General features: G+C 64.6%; 15 protein-coding genes. 7 read left to right on the top strand and 8 right to left on the bottom strand.

Annotated elements, in window-relative coordinates:
• Window position 1: 1 nt before the first annotated feature.
• Window positions 2-1,603, top strand: coding sequence for a glucose-6-phosphate isomerase (pgi, locus tag CLV78_RS18120; protein ID WP_106206660.1), 1,602 nt, complete (start codon window positions 2-4; stop codon window positions 1,601-1,603).
• A gap of 82 nt (window positions 1,604-1,685) precedes the next feature.
• Here the strand turns inward: pgi and CLV78_RS18125 are convergent, their stop codons facing one another.
• Window positions 1,686-2,066 (bottom strand): DUF4345 domain-containing protein, encoded by a 381-nt coding sequence (locus tag CLV78_RS18125; RefSeq protein WP_106206662.1) that lies wholly within the window; start codon window positions 2,064-2,066, stop codon window positions 1,686-1,688.
• 104 nt (window positions 2,067-2,170) lie between these two features.
• Window positions 2,171-3,424 (bottom strand): tyrosine--tRNA ligase, encoded by a 1,254-nt coding sequence (gene tyrS, locus CLV78_RS18130; protein ID WP_106206664.1) that lies wholly within the window; start codon window positions 3,422-3,424, stop codon window positions 2,171-2,173.
• 66 nt (window positions 3,425-3,490) lie between these two features.
• On the opposite strand from tyrS, the gene CLV78_RS18135 reads away from it, so the two are divergent.
• From CLV78_RS18135 to CLV78_RS18155, 5 genes are all read left to right on the top strand, one after another.
• Window positions 3,491-4,597 carry an anhydro-N-acetylmuramic acid kinase gene (locus CLV78_RS18135; RefSeq protein WP_106206666.1) on the top strand — a complete coding sequence of 369 codons (1,107 nt, stop codon included), beginning with the start codon at window positions 3,491-3,493 and terminating at the stop codon, window positions 4,595-4,597.
• Window positions 4,594-5,532, top strand: a complete 939-nt coding sequence (locus CLV78_RS18140) for an aldo/keto reductase (RefSeq protein ID WP_106206668.1) — start codon at window positions 4,594-4,596, stop codon at window positions 5,530-5,532. The genes CLV78_RS18135 and CLV78_RS18140 overlap by 4 nt, the downstream gene beginning before the upstream one ends.
• A gap of 12 nt (window positions 5,533-5,544) precedes the next feature.
• Window positions 5,545-6,384 (top strand): SDR family NAD(P)-dependent oxidoreductase, encoded by an 840-nt coding sequence (locus CLV78_RS18145; protein WP_106206670.1) that lies wholly within the window; start codon window positions 5,545-5,547, stop codon window positions 6,382-6,384.
• 191 nt (window positions 6,385-6,575) lie between these two features.
• Window positions 6,576-7,382, top strand: coding sequence for a serine O-acetyltransferase (gene cysE, locus CLV78_RS18150; protein ID WP_106206672.1), 807 nt, complete (start codon window positions 6,576-6,578; stop codon window positions 7,380-7,382).
• A gap of 97 nt (window positions 7,383-7,479) precedes the next feature.
• Window positions 7,480-8,400, top strand: a complete 921-nt coding sequence (locus CLV78_RS18155) for a hypothetical protein (protein WP_106206674.1) — start codon at window positions 7,480-7,482, stop codon at window positions 8,398-8,400.
• Window positions 8,401-8,709: 309 nt separating this feature from the next.
• Here CLV78_RS18155 and CLV78_RS18160 read toward each other — a convergent pair whose 3' ends face one another.
• The 4 genes from CLV78_RS18160 to CLV78_RS18175 form a co-directional block, all read right to left on the bottom strand.
• Window positions 8,710-10,020, bottom strand: a complete 1,311-nt coding sequence (locus CLV78_RS18160) for a pyruvate dehydrogenase complex dihydrolipoamide acetyltransferase (RefSeq protein WP_106206676.1) — start codon at window positions 10,018-10,020, stop codon at window positions 8,710-8,712.
• A gap of 10 nt (window positions 10,021-10,030) precedes the next feature.
• A complete protein-coding gene (locus CLV78_RS18165) occupies window positions 10,031-11,407 on the bottom strand; it encodes a pyruvate dehydrogenase complex E1 component subunit beta (RefSeq protein ID WP_106206678.1) in 1,377 nt (458 codons plus the stop codon).
• Window positions 11,408-11,422: 15 nt separating this feature from the next.
• A complete protein-coding gene (pdhA, locus tag CLV78_RS18170) occupies window positions 11,423-12,433 on the bottom strand; it encodes a pyruvate dehydrogenase (acetyl-transferring) E1 component subunit alpha (protein WP_106206680.1) in 1,011 nt (336 codons plus the stop codon).
• A gap of 348 nt (window positions 12,434-12,781) precedes the next feature.
• Window positions 12,782-13,084 carry an FtsB family cell division protein gene (locus CLV78_RS18175; RefSeq protein ID WP_106206682.1) on the bottom strand — a complete coding sequence of 101 codons (303 nt, stop codon included), beginning with the start codon at window positions 13,082-13,084 and terminating at the stop codon, window positions 12,782-12,784.
• Between the two features lie 281 nt (window positions 13,085-13,365).
• Here CLV78_RS18175 and CLV78_RS18180 point away from each other — a divergent pair, with 281 nt between their 5' ends.
• The gene (locus tag CLV78_RS18180) at window positions 13,366-13,836 is read left to right on the top strand and encodes a cupin domain-containing protein (protein ID WP_106206684.1); all 471 of its coding nucleotides are present in this window, start codon (window positions 13,366-13,368) and stop codon (window positions 13,834-13,836) included.
• A 105-nt stretch (window positions 13,837-13,941) separates the two neighbouring features.
• Here CLV78_RS18180 and CLV78_RS18185 read toward each other — a convergent pair whose 3' ends face one another.
• Together CLV78_RS18185 and CLV78_RS18190 are read right to left on the bottom strand one after the other, a co-directional pair.
• The gene (locus tag CLV78_RS18185; protein WP_106206686.1) at window positions 13,942-14,871 is read right to left on the bottom strand and encodes a class I fructose-bisphosphate aldolase; all 930 of its coding nucleotides are present in this window, start codon (window positions 14,869-14,871) and stop codon (window positions 13,942-13,944) included.
• 238 nt (window positions 14,872-15,109) lie between these two features.
• Window positions 15,110-16,750 (bottom strand): hypothetical protein, encoded by a 1,641-nt coding sequence (locus tag CLV78_RS18190; protein WP_106206688.1) that lies wholly within the window; start codon window positions 16,748-16,750, stop codon window positions 15,110-15,112.
• Window positions 16,751-16,917: the final 167 nt, after the last annotated feature.

Raw genomic sequence — 16,917 nt, forward strand, 5'->3', positions numbered from 1 at the left:
CATGTGGAATGATCTGACATCGTATCGCGCCTCGGTATCGGAGCGCTCCATTCTCTCGCTGTTCGACGATCCGGGCCGGGCGGAGACCTTCTCCGCCCGGTTCGGGGACATGCTCTTCGATTTCTCGAAGACGAATATCGACGGGCGGGCGCTGGACCTGTTGATCCGGCTCGCGGAGACGGCCGACGTGGCTGGCGCCCGGGATGCCATGTTCGCGGGTGAAAAGATCAACGAGACCGAGGGCCGCGCGGTTCTGCACACGGCCCTGCGCAACCTCGACGGCGGACCGGTGGTGGTCGATGGCACCGACGTGATGCCCGAAGTTCTCGGCACGCTCGACCGGATGGACGCCTTTGCGGAGGACGTCCGGTCGGGTCGCTTTACCGGGCAGGGGGGCAAGATCACCGACGTGGTGAACATCGGTATCGGAGGATCGGACCTTGGGCCGGTGATGGCGGTGCAGGCACTGTCGCCCTATGCCGATGGGCCACGCTGCCATTTCGTCTCCAACGTGGATGGGGCACATGTCGCCGACGTGCTGCGGCCACTGGACCCCGCGACGACGCTTGTGATTGTTGCCTCCAAGACCTTCACCACCATCGAGACGATGACCAATGCGCAGACCGTGCGGGCCTGGATGAGCGAAACGGTGAGCGATCCCGCTGCGCAGTTCGCGGCGCTTTCCTCTGCCGAGGACAAGACCGCGGCCTTTGGCATCGACTCCTCCCGCGTGTTCGGCTTCGCCGATTGGGTCGGCGGACGCTATTCCATGTGGGGTCCGATCGGTCTCAGCCTGATGATCGCCATCGGCGGCACCGCTTTCCGCGCCTTCCTGCGCGGCGCGCAATCGATGGATGTTCACTTCAAATCGGCCGACTACCGCGAAAACCTGCCGGTCCTGCTGGCGCTTGTCGGCATCTGGCACCATCAGGTCTGCGGCTACCCGACCCGCGCCGTGCTGCCGTATGAGCAGCGCCTGATCCGCCTGCCGGCCTATCTCCAGCAACTGGAGATGGAGAGCAACGGCAAGCGGGTGAACATGGACGGCGAGGATCTGGAGACGGTCTCCGGCCCGATTGTCTGGGGCGAGCCCGGCACCAACGGTCAGCACGCTTTTTACCAGTTGATCCACCAGGGCACCGGCGTTGTTCCCTGTGAGTTCATGGTCGGCGCGAAGGGGCATGAGGAAGACCTCGGCCACATGCACACCCTGCTGGTCGCCAACTGCCTCGCCCAGTCCGAGGCGCTGCTGCGGGGGCGGTCTCTGGAGGAGGCGACGGAGATCATGGCCGCGAAGGGGCTGGAAGGTGCCGAGTTGGACCGTCAGGCCCGCCACCGCGTCTTCCCCGGCAACCGCCCGTCCACGACGCTGATGTACCCGCTGCTCACCCCCGAAGTGCTGGGCCAGATCGTGGCGCTCTACGAGCACCGTGTCTTCGTGGAAGGCATCATCCTCGGCATCAACTCCTTCGACCAGTGGGGCGTTGAGCTTGGCAAGGAGCTTGCCAAGGCGCTGGAGCCGGTGCTTTCGGGCGATGAGGGCACCGAGGGCAAGGATGGCTCCACCGCGGCATTGGTGGGCTACATCAAGACGCACGGCTGATGGGCTTCAGGCGTAGCGGCGACCCGCACGCGTCTCTGCGAGAGCTAAGGTTGGCCGCTGTGCGGCCAACCCGGAGAGGCATTCAGGCGGCGACCGGCCTACGCAAGGCGATGATACCAGCGACGGCAAGACCGAGTTCCAGAACGAGGTAAAGTACTAGGATCGGGCTCGGCATCCCATCCAGGACGAGGCTCAGGGCGCGGCCGGCGGCGAGGCCGCCCATGAAGAGCACCAGCACCCAGAGGGCGGGTTTCCGCAGTTCCGGCAGGAACGCGCCGGCGATCCAGAACGCGGCATTGACCAGGTAGAGCCCCATCACTGCGCGAAACACGTGGGAGAGGTTTACTGTCTCCACCTCGATACCCAGCAGCCAGCCAAGCGAACTGGACGGCATCGCGCCATAGGACAAGGCAATCGGCACAAGTCCGATTGCAGCAACGATGAGAAGTATCCGATCGGTCATTGCCCGGCCTTCCTGTATTGGAGCGGGCGCGACATGCCCCCGGTTTCGTACCAGCCTTTCGGTCGGCCGCGCTACCGGAAAGTGCCCTTGCCAGTGGCTTCGGATCAGCCGTCCAGCGTCACCAACGCATGGCGTTTCTTGCCGGCGGAGAGTTTGACCGGGGAGGCGAGGGCCGCCGCGTCGAGCATCATGCCCGCATCGGTGAGCGGTGCGTCGTCGATCTTCGCGCCGTTGTCCGCGATCAGCCGCTTGGCTTCCTTGCCGGATTTCGCCAGACCGGAGCGCACGATGAGTTGCACGATGGAGATGCCGTCCCCAACCTCGTCGGCGGACAGCGCCAGCGTCGGCAGATCATCGCCCACGCCACCCTTCTCGAAGACCTCGCGCGCGGTCTGCTCCGCCGCAACGGCCGCCTCGGCCCCGTGCAGAAGCGTCGTCACCTCGTTTGCCAGCCGGATCTTGGCATCGTTGATTTCCGAGCCTTCCAGCGCGCCAAGCCGCTGGCATTCGTCGATCGGCAGTTCGGTGTAGAGCTTCAGGAACCGCCCGACATCCGCATCCGTCGTGTTGCGCCAGAACTGCCAGAACTCGTAGGGGGACAGCATGTCGCCATTGAGCCAGATGGCGCCGGATTGTGACTTGCCCATCTTCTTGCCGTCGGACGTGGTCAGCAACGGTGATGTCAGGCCGTAGATCTCGTGGTCCAGCACACGCCGGGTCAGGTCGATGCCATTGACGATATTGCCCCACTGGTCGGAGCCGCCCATCTGAAGCGCGCAGCCATAGCGGCGGTTCAACTCCAGGAAGTCGTAGGCCTGGAGGATCATGTAGTTGAACTCCAGGAAGCTCAGCGACTGCTCCCGGTCCAGCCGCGACTTCACGGATTCGAACGACAACATCCGGTTGACGGAGAAGTGCCGCCCGATATCACGCAGGAAATCGAGGTAGTTCAGCCCGTCCAGCCATTCGGCATTGTTGATCATCAACGCGCCGGTTGGTTCGTCCGAGTAGTCGACATAGGCCGAGAACACCCGCTTGATCCCGGCGATATTGTCGTCGATCTGATCGGGCGTCAGCAGCGGGCGTTCATCGGCACGGAAGGACGGATCGCCAACCTTCGTCGTGCCGCCGCCCATCAGCGTGATTGGCTTGTGGCCGGTCTTCTGCAACCAGCGCAGCATCATGATCTGGATCAGCGAGCCGACGTGCAGCGATTTCGCCGTGGCGTCAAAGCCGATGTAGGCCGGCACGATCCCGTTCGACATGGCTTCGTCCAGCCCCTGCATGTCGGTGCAGTCGGCCATGAATCCGCGTTCGATCATCACGCGGATGAAGTCGGATTTCGGGTGGTAGGTCATGCGTTCTCGGTCCATTCTCGGCAGTTGAGCGCCTATGTAGCGGCGCGGGCAGCCGAGGGAAAGGGCATGTTGAAAACGGGGGTGATGAAGGCGCTCGGAACCATGTCGGGCACCTCGCTCGATGGCGTGGACGCGGCCGTGATCGAAACCGACGGAATAGAGATCGCGGGCTTCGGCGATCATGCCTACAGGACCTATGCCACCGAAGAGCGCGATATCCTGCGCGCGGCGCTGGGGTGCTGGCCGGACGACCCGGGCGCTGAGGTGGCCGCGCGGCTGGTGACACGCGCACATGCCGAGTTGATGGCCGGGTTTCCAGATGCGGCCATCGCCGGGTTCCATGGCCAGACGCTGGCCCATGACCCGGCCGGACGTGGCACGCACCAGGCTGGTGACGGGGCGGCGCTGGCCCGGCAACTTGCCCTTCCCGTGGTCTGGGATTTCCGGACGGCGGATGTGCGGCTCGGCGGGCAGGGGGCACCCCTTGCGCCGGTCTATCACTTCGCATTGGCGAAGTGGATCGGGGCGGAGGCGCCGCTGGCGTTCCTGAACCTCGGCGGGGTCGGCAACCTGACCTGGGTCGACCCGTCGAAGGCGGCGCCCGAAGCGGACGGTGCCCTGCTGGCCTTCGATACCGGGCCGGCCAATGCGCCGATCAATGACCTGTTGATGCGCCGCCGTGGGCTGAGCTTCGACGAGGGCGGGGCGCTGGCGATGAAGGGCAGTGTCGCGGGCGATGTTCTGGACCGCTTTGCCGAACATCCGTATTTCTTCAGGATGCCGCCCAAATCCCTGGACCGGGATGACTTTGCGGCCCTGTCGACACAGGTCGAGGGCCTGTCGGATGCCGATGCCGCTGCAACGCTCACGGCGGCGGCGGCGGTTGCAGTCGTGCGCGGCGCGGAGCACTTTCCCGTCCCGGTCGAGCGTCTGCTGGTGACGGGCGGTGGGCGGAAGAACCCGGTGCTGATGACGATGATCGCCGAGGGCCTCGGATGCGATGTTGTCGCGGTCGAGGAGGTTGGTCTGGACGGTGACATGCTTGAGGCGCAGGCTTTTGCCTATCTTGCCGTGCGGGTGGCGCGTGGCCTGCCCACCTCCTTCCCGTCGACGACAGGCGTTGCCGCCGCGGTTGGCGGTGGAGAGATTTCCTATCCGGGAGCGACGCAATGACAGCCTGCAATCTGACGACGCTCGACGGCACGACACTGTCGCGGTTCTGTTTCGGCGCCATGCAATTCGGCGGCACGGCCGACCGGGAGGCCTCCCGCGCGATGTACGATGCCTGTCGCGCTGCCGGGATTAATTTCTTCGACACCGCCAATGTCTACACCGACGGGCTGAGCGAAACCTGGCTGGGAGAGATGGTCCGGCAGGAGCGGGAAGCGGTCTATGTTTCCAGCAAGGTTGCGGCCCGCGGCGGTTCCGGGCGGCAGAACATTCTCGCCCAGGTGGAAGAGAGTCGCCAGCGGCACGGGCTGGAGACGGTCGACGGGCTGTACCTGCACCGGTTCGATGACGCGACACCGTTGGAAGAGACATTCGAGACGCTGGCGGAACTGGTGCAGGCCGGGCAGGTGCGCCATGTCGGCGTGTCCAACTTCGCTGCCTGGCAGGTGATGAAGGCCCAATGGACCGCGAGCAGGTTCGGGCTGGAGATTACCCTGATGCAGCCGATGTACAACCTCGTGAAGCGTCAGGTCGAGGTTGAATTGCTGCCCTGCGCACAGGACCTAGACATCGCTGTTGTGCCCTATTCGCCGCTTGGTGGCGGGCTGCTGACCGGCAAGTTCGCGCGCGGCGGCTCTGGCCGAATTGCGGAAAACCCGATGTACGCGGCCCGCTACAAGTCGGCATGGATGCACGATGTCGCGCGGGAGCTTGCCGGGATCGGCGAGGAGGCCGGCGTGTCGCCTGCAACACTTGCGGTGGCCTGGGTCGCGGCGAACCCTGCGGTGGCAGCGCCGATCATCTCCGCGCGTTCGGTGGAGCAACTCGCGCCTTCGCTGGCGGCGATGGATTTCGCCCTGTCGCCGGAATTGCGCGAGCGGATCACCGCGTTGTCGCCGACCCCCGCACCGGCGACCGACCGGCTGGAAGAGGTTTAGGAGGAGAGAGCCATGAATGATGCTGTTCTCAATCGAGAGTCCGTTGCCGTCGTCACCGGCGCTGGCGCCGGGATCGGCCTCGCCATCGCGACCGGGTTCGCGAGGCTGGGCATGGCCGTTGTTGCGGTCGATATCCGTGCCGACAAGGTCGACGCCGCCGCAGCGGGGCTGCGCGCAACCGGCGCCCGGGAGGTGATGACCAGCGATGCCGACATCACCGATCCCGCCGCTCTCGCCAAGCTGGAGTCCACCGTTGCCGAACGTTTCGGCGGCACAGATGTGCTCGTGAACAACGCCGGAATCCAGCCCGGCAGCACGATGTTCGGCCCAAGAGACGCCTGGGAACGGGTCTTGCAGACCAACCTCTGGGGCGTGATCAACGGCACCCGGGCCTTCGCGCCGCGCATGTGCGCGCGGGGGCGTCCGGGGCTGATCGTGAACACCGGCTCCAAGCAAGGCATCACCACCCCTCCCGGTGATCCCGCTTACAATGTCGCCAAGGCCGGTGTGAAGGCCTATACGGAGGCGCTCGCCCACGAGCTTCGCAATACCGACGGGGCGCAGATCTCGGCGCATCTGCTGATCCCCGGCTTCGTCTTCACCGAGCTGAATGCCAGGGGACGAACCGAGAAACCCGACGGGGCCTGGACGCCGGAAGAGATGGCCGCGTTCTTCCTCGAACGGCTGCGGGCGCGGGAGTTCTATATCCTCTGTCCCGACAATGACGTGACACGGGCGATGGATGAAAAGCGCATGGCCTGGGCCATTGGCGATATCATCGAGAACCGTCCGGCATTGTCGCGCTGGCATCCGGAGTTCGCGGCAGAGTTCGAGGCCTTCATGAAAGGGTAGGGGCGCGGTTCGCGCGTGCAGGAACGGACACCGGAGACTGAAGTGCCTGTGCCGCGCTGACCGCTTGCAGTGCGTGCCCGGATGCGTTGCACGGAGGCCCGCCGGGATGACCTTTGCGTGTAATTGCCCTTTGCAGAGTGCAAACCTGCCCCAAGATGGTGTATTCCCGACAGGGAGAGGAAGGAAGTGCCATGCTGGAAAGACAGGAAAGTCTGGCGACTGTGGACCCGGTCTGGGCTCGGATCAGCCAGGAGGCCGAGGCGGCCGTTGCGGCGGAGCCGCTTCTGGGGGGGACGATCCACCAGAGTATCCTTCACCATGCGAGCTTCGAGCGGGCGCTGTCCTACCGCGTGTCGCTGAAGCTGGCGTCCGGCGAGATGTCGGAGCAGATCATCCGGGAAATCGCGGACGAGGCGATTTCCTCCGATCCCGGGATCTCAACCGCCGCGCGTGCCGATCTCGTGGCGACCTACGAACGCGACCCCGCCTGCCACCGGTTCCTGCAGCCAATCCTTTTCTTCAAGGGATACCAGGCCGTGCAGGCCTATCGCATCGGCCACTGGCTCTGGCAGCAAGGCCGCAGCGACATGGCCTACTTCCTGCAAATGCGAATCTCTGAGACCTTCGGGATCGACATTCATCCGGCGGCCCGGATCGGGCGTGGGATCATGATCGACCACGCGCATTCCATCGTGATCGGCGAAACGGCGGTCGTTGGTGACAATGTCTCCATGTTGCACGCGGTGACGCTTGGGGGGACCGGCAAGGAAGACGGCGACCGCCACCCGAAGATCGGCAACGGCGTATTGATCGGGGCGGGGGCGAAAGTCCTTGGCAATATCAGCGTCGGGCAGTGCAGCCGGATCGCGGCAGGTTCCGTCGTGCTGGAGGATGTGCCAGCGAAGACGACCGTGGCCGGGGTTCCGGCGCGGATCGTGGGCGAGGCGGGCTGCTCGCAACCCTCCGTGACCATGGACCAGTTGATCGGCACCAAGTGATCCCGGACGGGGAGGCCGCACCCCGGAATCACCCCGAACGGATTGCAACTCCCGTGCTCTCGCGTCAGATGGAACACGAGAGGCAGACGAGGTGCGCATGGGCACGTGGAACGAGTCCGGTTGGGACGAACGCTGGCGGCGGGTGCGGGATCCGTATTGGTGGATCGCCCGGGCGGAACGTCCTTTCACCTGGGCGCATCGGCGGTTTGGCCGGGCCGGGTTTGGCGAGGGCGTGCCGCGGGTGGTGTTCCTGATCAAGCTGGTGGGCCAGAGGGACGCCAGCGATTGGAATGGCGTCCGGGAGCGCCTCCAAATGACCCTCGCTTCCATCGATCGGCAGGATGGGGCGGACATTTCCACCTTCATTTGCGGGCAGGACCTGCCGGAGGGGTTGGAATGCCATCACGACCTGCACTTCATTCCGGCGCCGGAGCGGCTCAACCGCATTCAGGGCATCGACAAACACCCGAAACACCGGATAGCCGCACGGGCGATTGCCGACCGGCTGGACGGTCCTGCCTACGTTGTGTTGATCGATGCAGACGATATCGCCCATCCAGGGCTCTGTCGTTTCCTGATTGAAGACAATAATCGGCATGGATACCTGATTGATGACGGATTCATGTGGGATGTGACCGGGCCACAGGTCGTGCGGCTGTCGCAGGACGTGTCCGGCATGCCTTTCCATGAAATGTGCGGATCTTGCCTCGCGGTGGCGGTGGATCTGTCCGACACGCGGAACGCGAAGCGCATTCTGTGTACACTGCCCTTCAGCCACAAGCTTCAGGCCCGGTACCTTGCGCGGATGGGGCAGCCGGTGGATCCGGTGCCGTTCCCGGCGATGATCTACGCAGTGAACCACGACGGCAACACCAGCACGCGGCACGGGAGGGATGGCGCCCGGCAGCGGTTGTTTCGGGAGTTTGGGCTCCACCGGGCGGAGGGTGAGGCCTTGCTGCGGGATTTTGGCCTCGCGGCTCCGGATGGCGGCTGCGTCGAGCCATTGGCCTCCGAGTGACGTGAAACGGCGGGTTGTCGATCCGTATCAGCGGTGGAAGAAGACCCCTCTGACGTCGGGCTTGTCGGCTGGGGGGGCGTTTCACCTCGCTGAGATGACATGCGGGGATCGCAATCAACCTGCGCACAACTGGCCGGGCTTGCCACTAGAGACTGGTCATCGCTCCCCTTTGGAAACGGTATTGTGCAGGAATATCTAGCGTCAGCAGACAGTTGCCTTGCGGACGCAACGTCCGGCCGCGAAGAGGTGCTGAAAAAGAAAACGCGCGGACCGAAGGCCCGCGCGTTGGTGTTTCGATCCGGGAGCCGATCAGGCGAGCATGCCGAGCGGGTTCTCCAGATTGTCGACAATGGCTTGCAGAAGCTGTGCTCCGAGCGCGCCGTCGATGACCCGGTGATCGACGGACAGTGTCACCGACATCACGGTCGCGACCGTCAGCTCTCCGTCGTCGCCCACTACAGGTTTCTTCGCGCCGGCGCCAACAGCGAGGATCGCACCGTGGGGCGGGTTGATGACCGCGTCGAAATTGTCGATGCCGAACATGCCGAGGTTGGAGATCGCGAAGGTGCCACCGACATATTCATGCGGGGCAAGCTTCTTGTCGCGGGCACGCCCGGCGAGGTCCTTCATCTCCGCCGAGAGGGCCGAAAGCGACTTCATCTCAGCATCCTTCAGGACCGGCGTGAACAGGCCACCATCGACGGCCACGGCCACCGCCACGTCCGAGGGCTTGAGCTGCAGCATGCGATCGCCGGCCCAGACGCGATTGGCTTCCGGCACGGATTGCAATGCAAGCGCGCAGGCCTTGATGATGAAGTCGTTCACCGACAGTTTCGCACCGCGCGCCTCCAACTGCTTGTTCAGCGTCGCGCGGAACTTGAGCAGGGCGTCGAGCTTGATGTCGCGGCGCAGGTAGAAATGCGGGATCGTCTGCTTGGCCTCGGTGAGGCGTGCGGCGACGGTCTTGCGCATACCGTCGAGGGAGATCTCCTCGAAGTCGCGGTCGGCATAGGTCTTGAGGACCGCATCGGTCGAGGGACCGGCCGGGGCGGCTGCGGGAGCCACGGCCTTCGGAGCCTCTGCCGCCGGTGCCTTGGCAGGCGCCGCGGTCGCGTTTTCCACGTCGGCCTTCACGATCCGGCCGCGCGGGCCGGAGCCCTGGATCTGTGTCAGGTCGAGCCCCTTGTCCGCGGCGATGCGGCGGGCCAGCGGGCTGGCGAAGATCCGGGCGCCGTCGGCCGCGGCGGGCGCCGCCGGGGCAGGGGACGAGGCGGCGGGTGCCTCGGAGGCCGCTGGCGCGGCCGCCTCGTTGCCCGCGTCGGTGGCCGGGGTCTCCGACGGGGCGGCGGAGACCTCCCCGATATCGTCGGCGCTTTCGCCCTCGGCCAGCAAAACGGCAATGGGTGCGTTCACGGCGACGTTCTCGGTGCCCTCGGCCACCAGGATCTTGCCGATCACACCTTCATCCACGGCTTCGAATTCCATCGTCGCCTTGTCCGTCTCGATCTCGGCCAGCAGATCTCCGGAGGAGACTTCATCCCCCTCCTTGACCAGCCATTTTGCCAGCGTGCCTTCCTCCATGGTCGGAGACAGGGCAGGCATCAGGATTTCAGTCGGCATGTCTCGCTCCTCAGCGGTAGGTCACGGACTTGACGGCCGCGATCACCTCGTCGGTGGTCACGAGCGCAAGCTTCTCGAGGTTGGCGGCATAGGGCATGGGCACGTCCTTGCCGGTGCAGTTCACCACCGGTGCATCGAGATAGTCGAAGGCGTTTTCCATGATGTAGGCGGACAGGTGGTTGCCGATGGATGCCACCGGGAACCCTTCTTCCACCGTCACGCAGCGGTTGGTCTTCATGACCGACGCAAGCAACGTGTCATAGTCGAGCGGCCGCAGGGTCCGCAGGTCGATCACCTCGGCGGAGATGCCATCCTCGGCAAGCTTTTCGGCGGCCTCGAGCGCATATTGCATGCCGATGCCGAAGGAGACGATGGTCACGTCGTCGCCCTCGCGCCAGATGCGCGCCTTGCCGAAGGGAACAGTGTAATCCTCCAGATCCGGCACGTCGAAGGTGCGCCCGTAGAGGATCTCGTTCTCGAGGAAGATCACAGGGTTCGGATCGCGGATCGCCGACTTGAGCAGACCCTTGGCATCGGAGGCGCAATAGGGCTGCACCACCTTCAGGCCGGGGATCTGCGCATACCAGGCGGCGTAATCCTGGCTGTGCTGGGCGCCGACGCGGGCGGCGGCACCGTTCGGTCCGCGGAACACGATCGGGCAGCCCATCTGGCCGCCGGACATGTAGAGCGTCTTCGCGGCGGAGTTGATGATCTGGTCAATCGCCTGCATGGCGAAGTTGAACGTCATGAACTCCACGATCGGGCGCAGGCCGCCGAAGGCAGAGCCCACCGCGATGCCGGCAAATCCGTGCTCGGTGATCGGTGTGTCGATCACGCGCTTGGCGCCGAACTGATCCAGAAGCCCTTGGGACACCTTGTAGGCGCCCTGGTACTCGGCGACTTCCTCGCCCATCAGGTAGACGCTGTCGTCCCGGGTCATCTCCTCGGCCATCGCATCGCGCAACGCCTCGCGGACGGTCTGGGTCTTGAGCGCGGTGCCTTCCGGGTAATCGGGCTCCAGCGTGACACTTGCCACCGGCGCCGCCGGAGCAGCGGCGGCGGGCGCCGCAGCAGCAGGGGCCTCCGCGGCGGGGGCCTCGGCGGCAGCGGATCCGGCAGAGGCGACGGCCGCATCCACGTCTTCGCCTTCCTCGACCATGATTGCGATGGGGGTGTTCACGGCGACACCCTCGGTGCCGGCGGACACCAGGATCTTTCCGATGATCCCTTCGTCGACGGCTTCGAATTCCATCGTCGCCTTGTCGGTCTCGATTTCGGCCAGAATGTCACCGGAGGAGACGGTGTCACCCTCCTTGACCATCCATTTCGCCAGCGTGCCTTCCTCCATGGTCGGCGACAGGGCGGGCATCAATACTTCGGTTGCCATGTCTGTTCGTCTCCCTCAGGCGTTCTGCGGCGCCACGTCGGCGTAGATGTCGGTCCAAAGCTCTTCGAGCGCGGGTTCGGGGCTTTCCTTGGCGAACTCGGCGGACTCGTTGACGATATCCTTGATCTCCTTGTCCACGGCTTTGAGCTCGTCCTCGGTGGCGTGGTTGCCAGTCAGCAGAAGCTGGCGCACGGATTCGATCGGATCGCGCTCCTCGCGCATCTTCTGGACCTCCTCGCGGGTCCGGTACTTTGCCGGATCCGACATGGAGTGACCGCGGTAGCGGTATGTCTTGACTTCGAGGATATAAGGCCCCTTGCCGGAGCGGCAGTGGGCGACGGCCTTTTCGGAGGCGGCCTTCACGGCCAGCACGTCCATGCCGTCGACTTCCTCGCCGGGAATGCCGAAGGCGGCGCCACGCTTGTAAATCTCCTGGCTGGATGTCGAGCGTTGCTGGGCCGTGCCCATGGCATACTGGTTGTTCTCGATCACGAAAATCACCGGCAGATCCCAGAGGGCAGCCATGTTGAATGCTTCGTAGACCTGGCCCTGGTTCGCCGCGCCGTCCCCGAAATAGGTGAAGGTCACGCGACTATTGTCATTGTACTTGTCGGCGAAGGCGAGGCCGGCGCCGAGCGGCACCTGCGCGCCGACGATGCCGTGGCCACCGTAGAAATGCTTCTCCTTGGAGAACATGTGCATGGAGCCGCCCTTGCCCTTGGAATAACCGCCTTCGCGGCCCGTGAGCTCGGCCATCACACCCTTGGGGTCCATGCCGCAGGCCAGCATGTGGCCATGATCGCGGTAGGAGGTGATGCGCTTGTCGCCTTCCTCGGTCGCGGCTTCCAGACCGACCACGACGGCCTCCTGTCCGATATAGAGGTGGCAGAAGCCGCCGATGAGCCCCATGCCATAAAGTTGGCCGGCTTTTTCTTCGAAACGCCGGATCAGGAGCATGTCCCGATAGTAGCCAAGCAACTCTTCCTTGGAGACATTTGGTTTCTTGGTGGTCCGTCGCGCTGCCATTCGCAGAGCCTCCCCTCGCCGAGAAATAGTTTAACGTTGAATTATCATCTATCAGAGGGCGTTCGATGTCGCGACCAAAAAAACGCCGTAGGGGAAACAATGAATAGCAGGCATGCGGAGGGTGGGACGGTTGCGGTCACCAAAGAAAGGGTGGCGCCCTCTTTGGAGTGGTGGTTCCGGAGGGCTGGTGGTCTCGGCAACTGCATCAGGCGTCCCGTCGTTGGGACGAACCGGGCGGATGATTTGAGGTGGGGCATGCAGACCCATTCACGCCGGGGTGTTGGCATGTGTATGCGTGCTGTCTGGGACGGGTGGAGCTAGCAGAAGGCAGTGCGAAGCCAGCCGGGGTCAGCGGATCACGATCTCGTCGGTGCGTATCAGGCCCAGAACATCCCGAGCGCGCTCGTCCAGCAGGTCTAGGTCAAGGAACTCGTCGGAGAGCCGGAGGGTGAGGTTCTCCATCCGCGCCACCTGCGCCTGAAGCAATTCCCGTTCTGCGACAAGGACGCGGGACTCGGCCTCAATTTCGACACGCCGAAACAACCCGAAATCGCCCTGCACCGCCGCGAATGTGAAATACATCGCGAGCGAGAAACTCAGGGTGATGAAAAGCGCCGACTTGAAAGCCGGCCGGGATGTGGAACCACTCATGTACTCTGCCTCTGCCCACCTCTTTGCGGGTGGATGGCTCGAGTCTGTCACAGGCGACTCGCTTTGTGAATCCCGGAAATCCCCCGTTGCTGCCGTGCCGGGCGCGGCCGCGTAAAGTGAGTCGGATCGGCAACAGGTTTGCCTGAGGGGCCGCCTGATCGCGTCGGGACACCGCTGGTGTGATCGTCATCGGCCAAGGTGTCTGGTGGTAAACACATGCGACGGGACGACCGGCCATGTGCTAGGCTCCACAGATGTCGCAATCCGGGAGGACACCCACAATGTCGGAGACCATTCCACAGGATGGCTGGAAGCAGACCGGCGTCCGCGTGATCAAGGCGGGCGATCTGGATGACAATACGCCCCAGACACCGGGCATGAGCCGCGCCGCCGCGATCAACTTCGCGCGCGTCGGAGCGCAGAAGATCTGGGCGGGAACCGTTGATGTGCAACCCAATGCCAAGACGGGCGCCCATCATCACGGCCATCTGGAGAGCGTGATTTACGTCCTGCGCGGCAAGGCGCGGATGCGATGGGGAGAGCGGTTGGAGTTTACTGCCGAGGCCGAGCCCGGCGACTTCATCTATGTGCCGCCCTACGTGCCGCATCAGGAAATCAACGCATCGCCGGACGAGCCGCTGGAATGCGTGCTCGTGCGCTCCGATCAGGACCCGGTGGTCGTCAACCTGGATATCACGCCGGCCGAAGCGGTCGAGGAGGTGCTGTGGGTCGATCCGAACCATCCGGAGTGACCCCCGGACCTGGCTAGACGCAACTCGGGGCACGAAAAAAACCCCGCGCGAATGTGCGCGGGGTCGGTTTTCAAAGGGCGGGTCACCGGCAGGCGGTGGGCCGGGTCAGGCCTTTCCCTTGTAGATGTCGACCAGGTTCGAGAACAGCTGCAGGGCCTCTTCGCGCGGACGCTGGAAGGAGTTGCGGCCGATGATCGAGCCGTTGCCGCCGCCGTCGCGGATCGCGCGGGCATCGTCATAGACACTGTCGGCACCTTTCTTGGCGCCACCGGAGAAGACGACGATGCGCTTGCCGGCAAAGCAGTTGTCGACACAATGCTTCACGCGTGCGGGCAGGGTGGAGATGTCGACGCCGGTCTCTTCGTAGACCTTGCGGGCCTCGTCCTGCATGACGTGATCGGTGGTCAGCTTGATCTTGATGATGTGGGCGCCGAGCAGTGCCGCGACATGGGCGGCATAGGCGCCAACGTCGATTGCCGTCTCGCCGTCCTTGGTCACGCCTTCGCCGCGCGGGTAGGACCAGATCACGGTGGCGATGCCCTTGGATGCGGCTTCCTTCCGCATCTCGACGATCTCTTCGAACATGTTGAACATGGCGTCGGAGCCCGGGTAGATCGTGAAGCCGATCGCGGAGGCGCCGATGCGTAGTGCATCGTCGACGGAGGCGGTCACAGCCTGATCCTTGGCGGCGGTGCCGGACATCAGGGAGTTGGCCGAGTTGACCTTGAGGATCGTCGGGATCTGGCCGGCAAAGGTGTCGGCGCCGGCTTCGAGCGAGCCAAGCGGTGCGGCGTAGGCGTTCAGCCCGGCATCAACAGCCAGTTGGTAGTGGTAGTGCGGGTCGAAACCGGCGGGGTTCGGGCAGAAGGAGCGGTGCCCGCCATGTTCGAAGCCCTGGTCGACGGGCAGGATGATCATCTTGCCGGTTCCGCCCAGCTTGCCAGCCATGAGCATACGGCACAGGTTGGCCTTCACGCCGGGAGTCTCGCCTTCGTAATTGGCGAGGATCTTTTGAACGGCACGGGTGGCTTTCATGGATTCGATCCCTAATAGTTATGGATTGCACGTGCGAGGTATTTTGGACGGTTGCGCCGTGCAAGCCGGATGACGGAAAGTGGTCGCTAAGTCGCAGTTTTACCCCTCTGAAGCAATTGTTTTGCGCTCTCAGAGCCGGTTTCGAGCGTTTTTTGCGGTTCCGCTATGATCCTCTTGCAAGGCTCGGGGACCGGCCGTGGGCCTCGGCCGGACGCATCGTTGCCCGTGTGTAGCGGTTTCACGGCCGGAGGCCGAGCCGGCCGGGCAGGTCCTGTTCCACCCAGGCCTGAAGCGCGAGCGCGCTGGCGTCGTTGCGCTGCCCCTGCCACAGCTCCCGGGCCGCCGGAGAGGCGAAGCGGACGCGTTCGTCGATTTCCTCCAGGATGGCCGTGCCCTCCGGTGCGCCCGCGGCCTTTGCCAGCGATGCCCACATCGCAGCGATGGCATAGGACCGAGGCTGCCCCCGTCCGGTCATGCGTGCGCGTGCTTCGTCCAGGATCAGCGGCAGCCGGTCGAGAGCCTGCATCGGATGGGTGACATTGGCAGAGAAATCCGCCTGCAGGGACAGCACGCCTTCCAACGTCAGGTCCGCCTCCAGCCGGTCGAGCAGGTCGCTGGCGCCCGGCTGCACCGTCGCGCCTGCAAGGAGCGCCATCCTGTACGATTCCTCCGGAGCGCTGTCCTTCAACGCCCGTGCCAACGCCATCGCGGCCACCCCGTCGCCCTGTTTGGCCCGTTCGTTGAGGATTGTGGCGCCGAGCCCCTCGTCGCGTGGTGCACCCTCCCCGGTGATCAAGGCCATGCCGACCCGGCGCAGGTCCTCAGGGGACAGCTCCGATATCTCGCCCATCCGGGCTTTCTGCAACAGGTCCAGGTCGAGAAGGGCCGTGCCCGTGGCAGAGGCGGTGGCCAGGCGCGGGCGCAGGTCCGCGAAGATGACCTTGGGGTCGTCGGCGTAGAACTCGAAGTCGAGGAAGACATCCTCGCCGTCGGGTATGTCCGTCTCCAGCACCAGCTTCTGCGGCGCGGCGAGGAAAGCACCCCATGTGGCGGCCAGCGAAGAGACAAAGGCGCGCTGCTCCTCAGTCAGCGCGCTGGGGTCGCCGGCCTCGCTGTCGTCGGCGCTCTCCCTGTTCGCCTCTGCCAGCATCGAACCGACCAGCCCTTCAAGCGCGAGGGGCGCCTGTTCAGCATTTGCAAAGGGCGGTGGAACAAGGACCGAGAACCGCTCCCACGCGCCAAGGTTCTCCAGAGTTACGCGGGCTTCCGACAAGAAGAAGACGGGCAGTGGCTCTTCCATGTCGTCGCGCCCATCGAACCAGAAGTAGGGGAAATGCGCCTCCGCCCGGATTGCGGCCAGGTCGGTGGCCACAGCATCCACCGAGACCTTTGCCGCGGCGCTCGGGATGTCATAGCCGATCCGAACGGCTGCTTGCGGCAAGGCGATTTCCTGCAACCCCGCCATTTGCGCCATGGGTCGCACATCGGGAGGCAGACAGATGAGCGGCGCGGACAGGCCGTAGGCGGCCACATCGGCCCGGTAGGCGTCGGCCCGGTCAAGAGCCGATCCCTTGACGACCACCCGGCTGGCGCGGACCACGCAATCGCCGTTCGCGTCCCATTCGGGCAGGGGCCAGATTTCGAGGTCGTTCAGCGCGATCCGGCTTCCACCGAGCCAGACCGACATGCCGGAGTATTTCAAGTCGACCTGCGTGCGCAGCGCCATGATCCCGGATTGCACGACATGCTGGATCAACCGCTCCGGCCGGATCAGGTCGAGAAGCGACGGACTCTCCTGCGCCCGGGCGACAGGGGCCGCGAACGCGAGCGCGGCAACAAGCATGTTGATACGACGGGAAAATGGATAAAGGGCCGGCATGGTGTCCTCCCAACAAGGTTTCAGGAGTCCATTAGGCGGCATGTGCCCCCTCTGGATCAAGCATGGCGTCCGGGTGCGATAGCCGCGCCATCCGTCCGGCAGCGGTTGGTTGGGGCCGCGCCGTCGTGTCGTGTCCGGCCCGAGGCCCCGATCTGGCGTCTGGCTGG

The sequence above is a fragment of the Aliiruegeria haliotis genome (genome assembly GCF_003003255.1).
GTDB classification, from domain to species: domain Bacteria; phylum Pseudomonadota; class Alphaproteobacteria; order Rhodobacterales; family Rhodobacteraceae; genus Tropicimonas; species Tropicimonas haliotis.

Coding starts and splice junctions, on each gene's coding strand:
- CLV78_RS18155 (WP_106206674.1), top strand. CDS start 7,480: ATGGGCACGTGGAACGAGTCCGGTTGGGACGAACGCTGGCGGCGGGTG.
- tyrS (WP_106206664.1), bottom strand. CDS start 3,424: ATGACCTACCACCCGAAATCCGACTTCATCCGCGTGATGATCGAACGC.
- CLV78_RS18125 (WP_106206662.1), bottom strand. CDS start 2,066: ATGACCGATCGGATACTTCTCATCGTTGCTGCAATCGGACTTGTGCCG.
- cysE (WP_106206672.1), top strand. CDS start 6,576: ATGCTGGAAAGACAGGAAAGTCTGGCGACTGTGGACCCGGTCTGGGCT.
- CLV78_RS18140 (WP_106206668.1), top strand. CDS start 4,594: ATGACAGCCTGCAATCTGACGACGCTCGACGGCACGACACTGTCGCGG.
- CLV78_RS18180 (WP_106206684.1), top strand. CDS start 13,366: ATGTCGGAGACCATTCCACAGGATGGCTGGAAGCAGACCGGCGTCCGC.
- CLV78_RS18160 (WP_106206676.1), bottom strand. CDS start 10,020: ATGCCGACTGAAATCCTGATGCCTGCCCTGTCTCCGACCATGGAGGAA.
- pdhA (WP_106206680.1), bottom strand. CDS start 12,433: ATGGCAGCGCGACGGACCACCAAGAAACCAAATGTCTCCAAGGAAGAG.
- CLV78_RS18135 (WP_106206666.1), top strand. CDS start 3,491: ATGTTGAAAACGGGGGTGATGAAGGCGCTCGGAACCATGTCGGGCACC.
- CLV78_RS18175 (WP_106206682.1), bottom strand. CDS start 13,084: ATGAGTGGTTCCACATCCCGGCCGGCTTTCAAGTCGGCGCTTTTCATC.
- CLV78_RS18145 (WP_106206670.1), top strand. CDS start 5,545: ATGAATGATGCTGTTCTCAATCGAGAGTCCGTTGCCGTCGTCACCGGC.
- pgi (WP_106206660.1), top strand. CDS start 2: ATGTGGAATGATCTGACATCGTATCGCGCCTCGGTATCGGAGCGCTCC.
- CLV78_RS18185 (WP_106206686.1), bottom strand. CDS start 14,871: ATGAAAGCCACCCGTGCCGTTCAAAAGATCCTCGCCAATTACGAAGGC.
- CLV78_RS18190 (WP_106206688.1), bottom strand. CDS start 16,750: ATGCCGGCCCTTTATCCATTTTCCCGTCGTATCAACATGCTTGTTGCC.
- CLV78_RS18165 (WP_106206678.1), bottom strand. CDS start 11,407: ATGGCAACCGAAGTATTGATGCCCGCCCTGTCGCCGACCATGGAGGAA.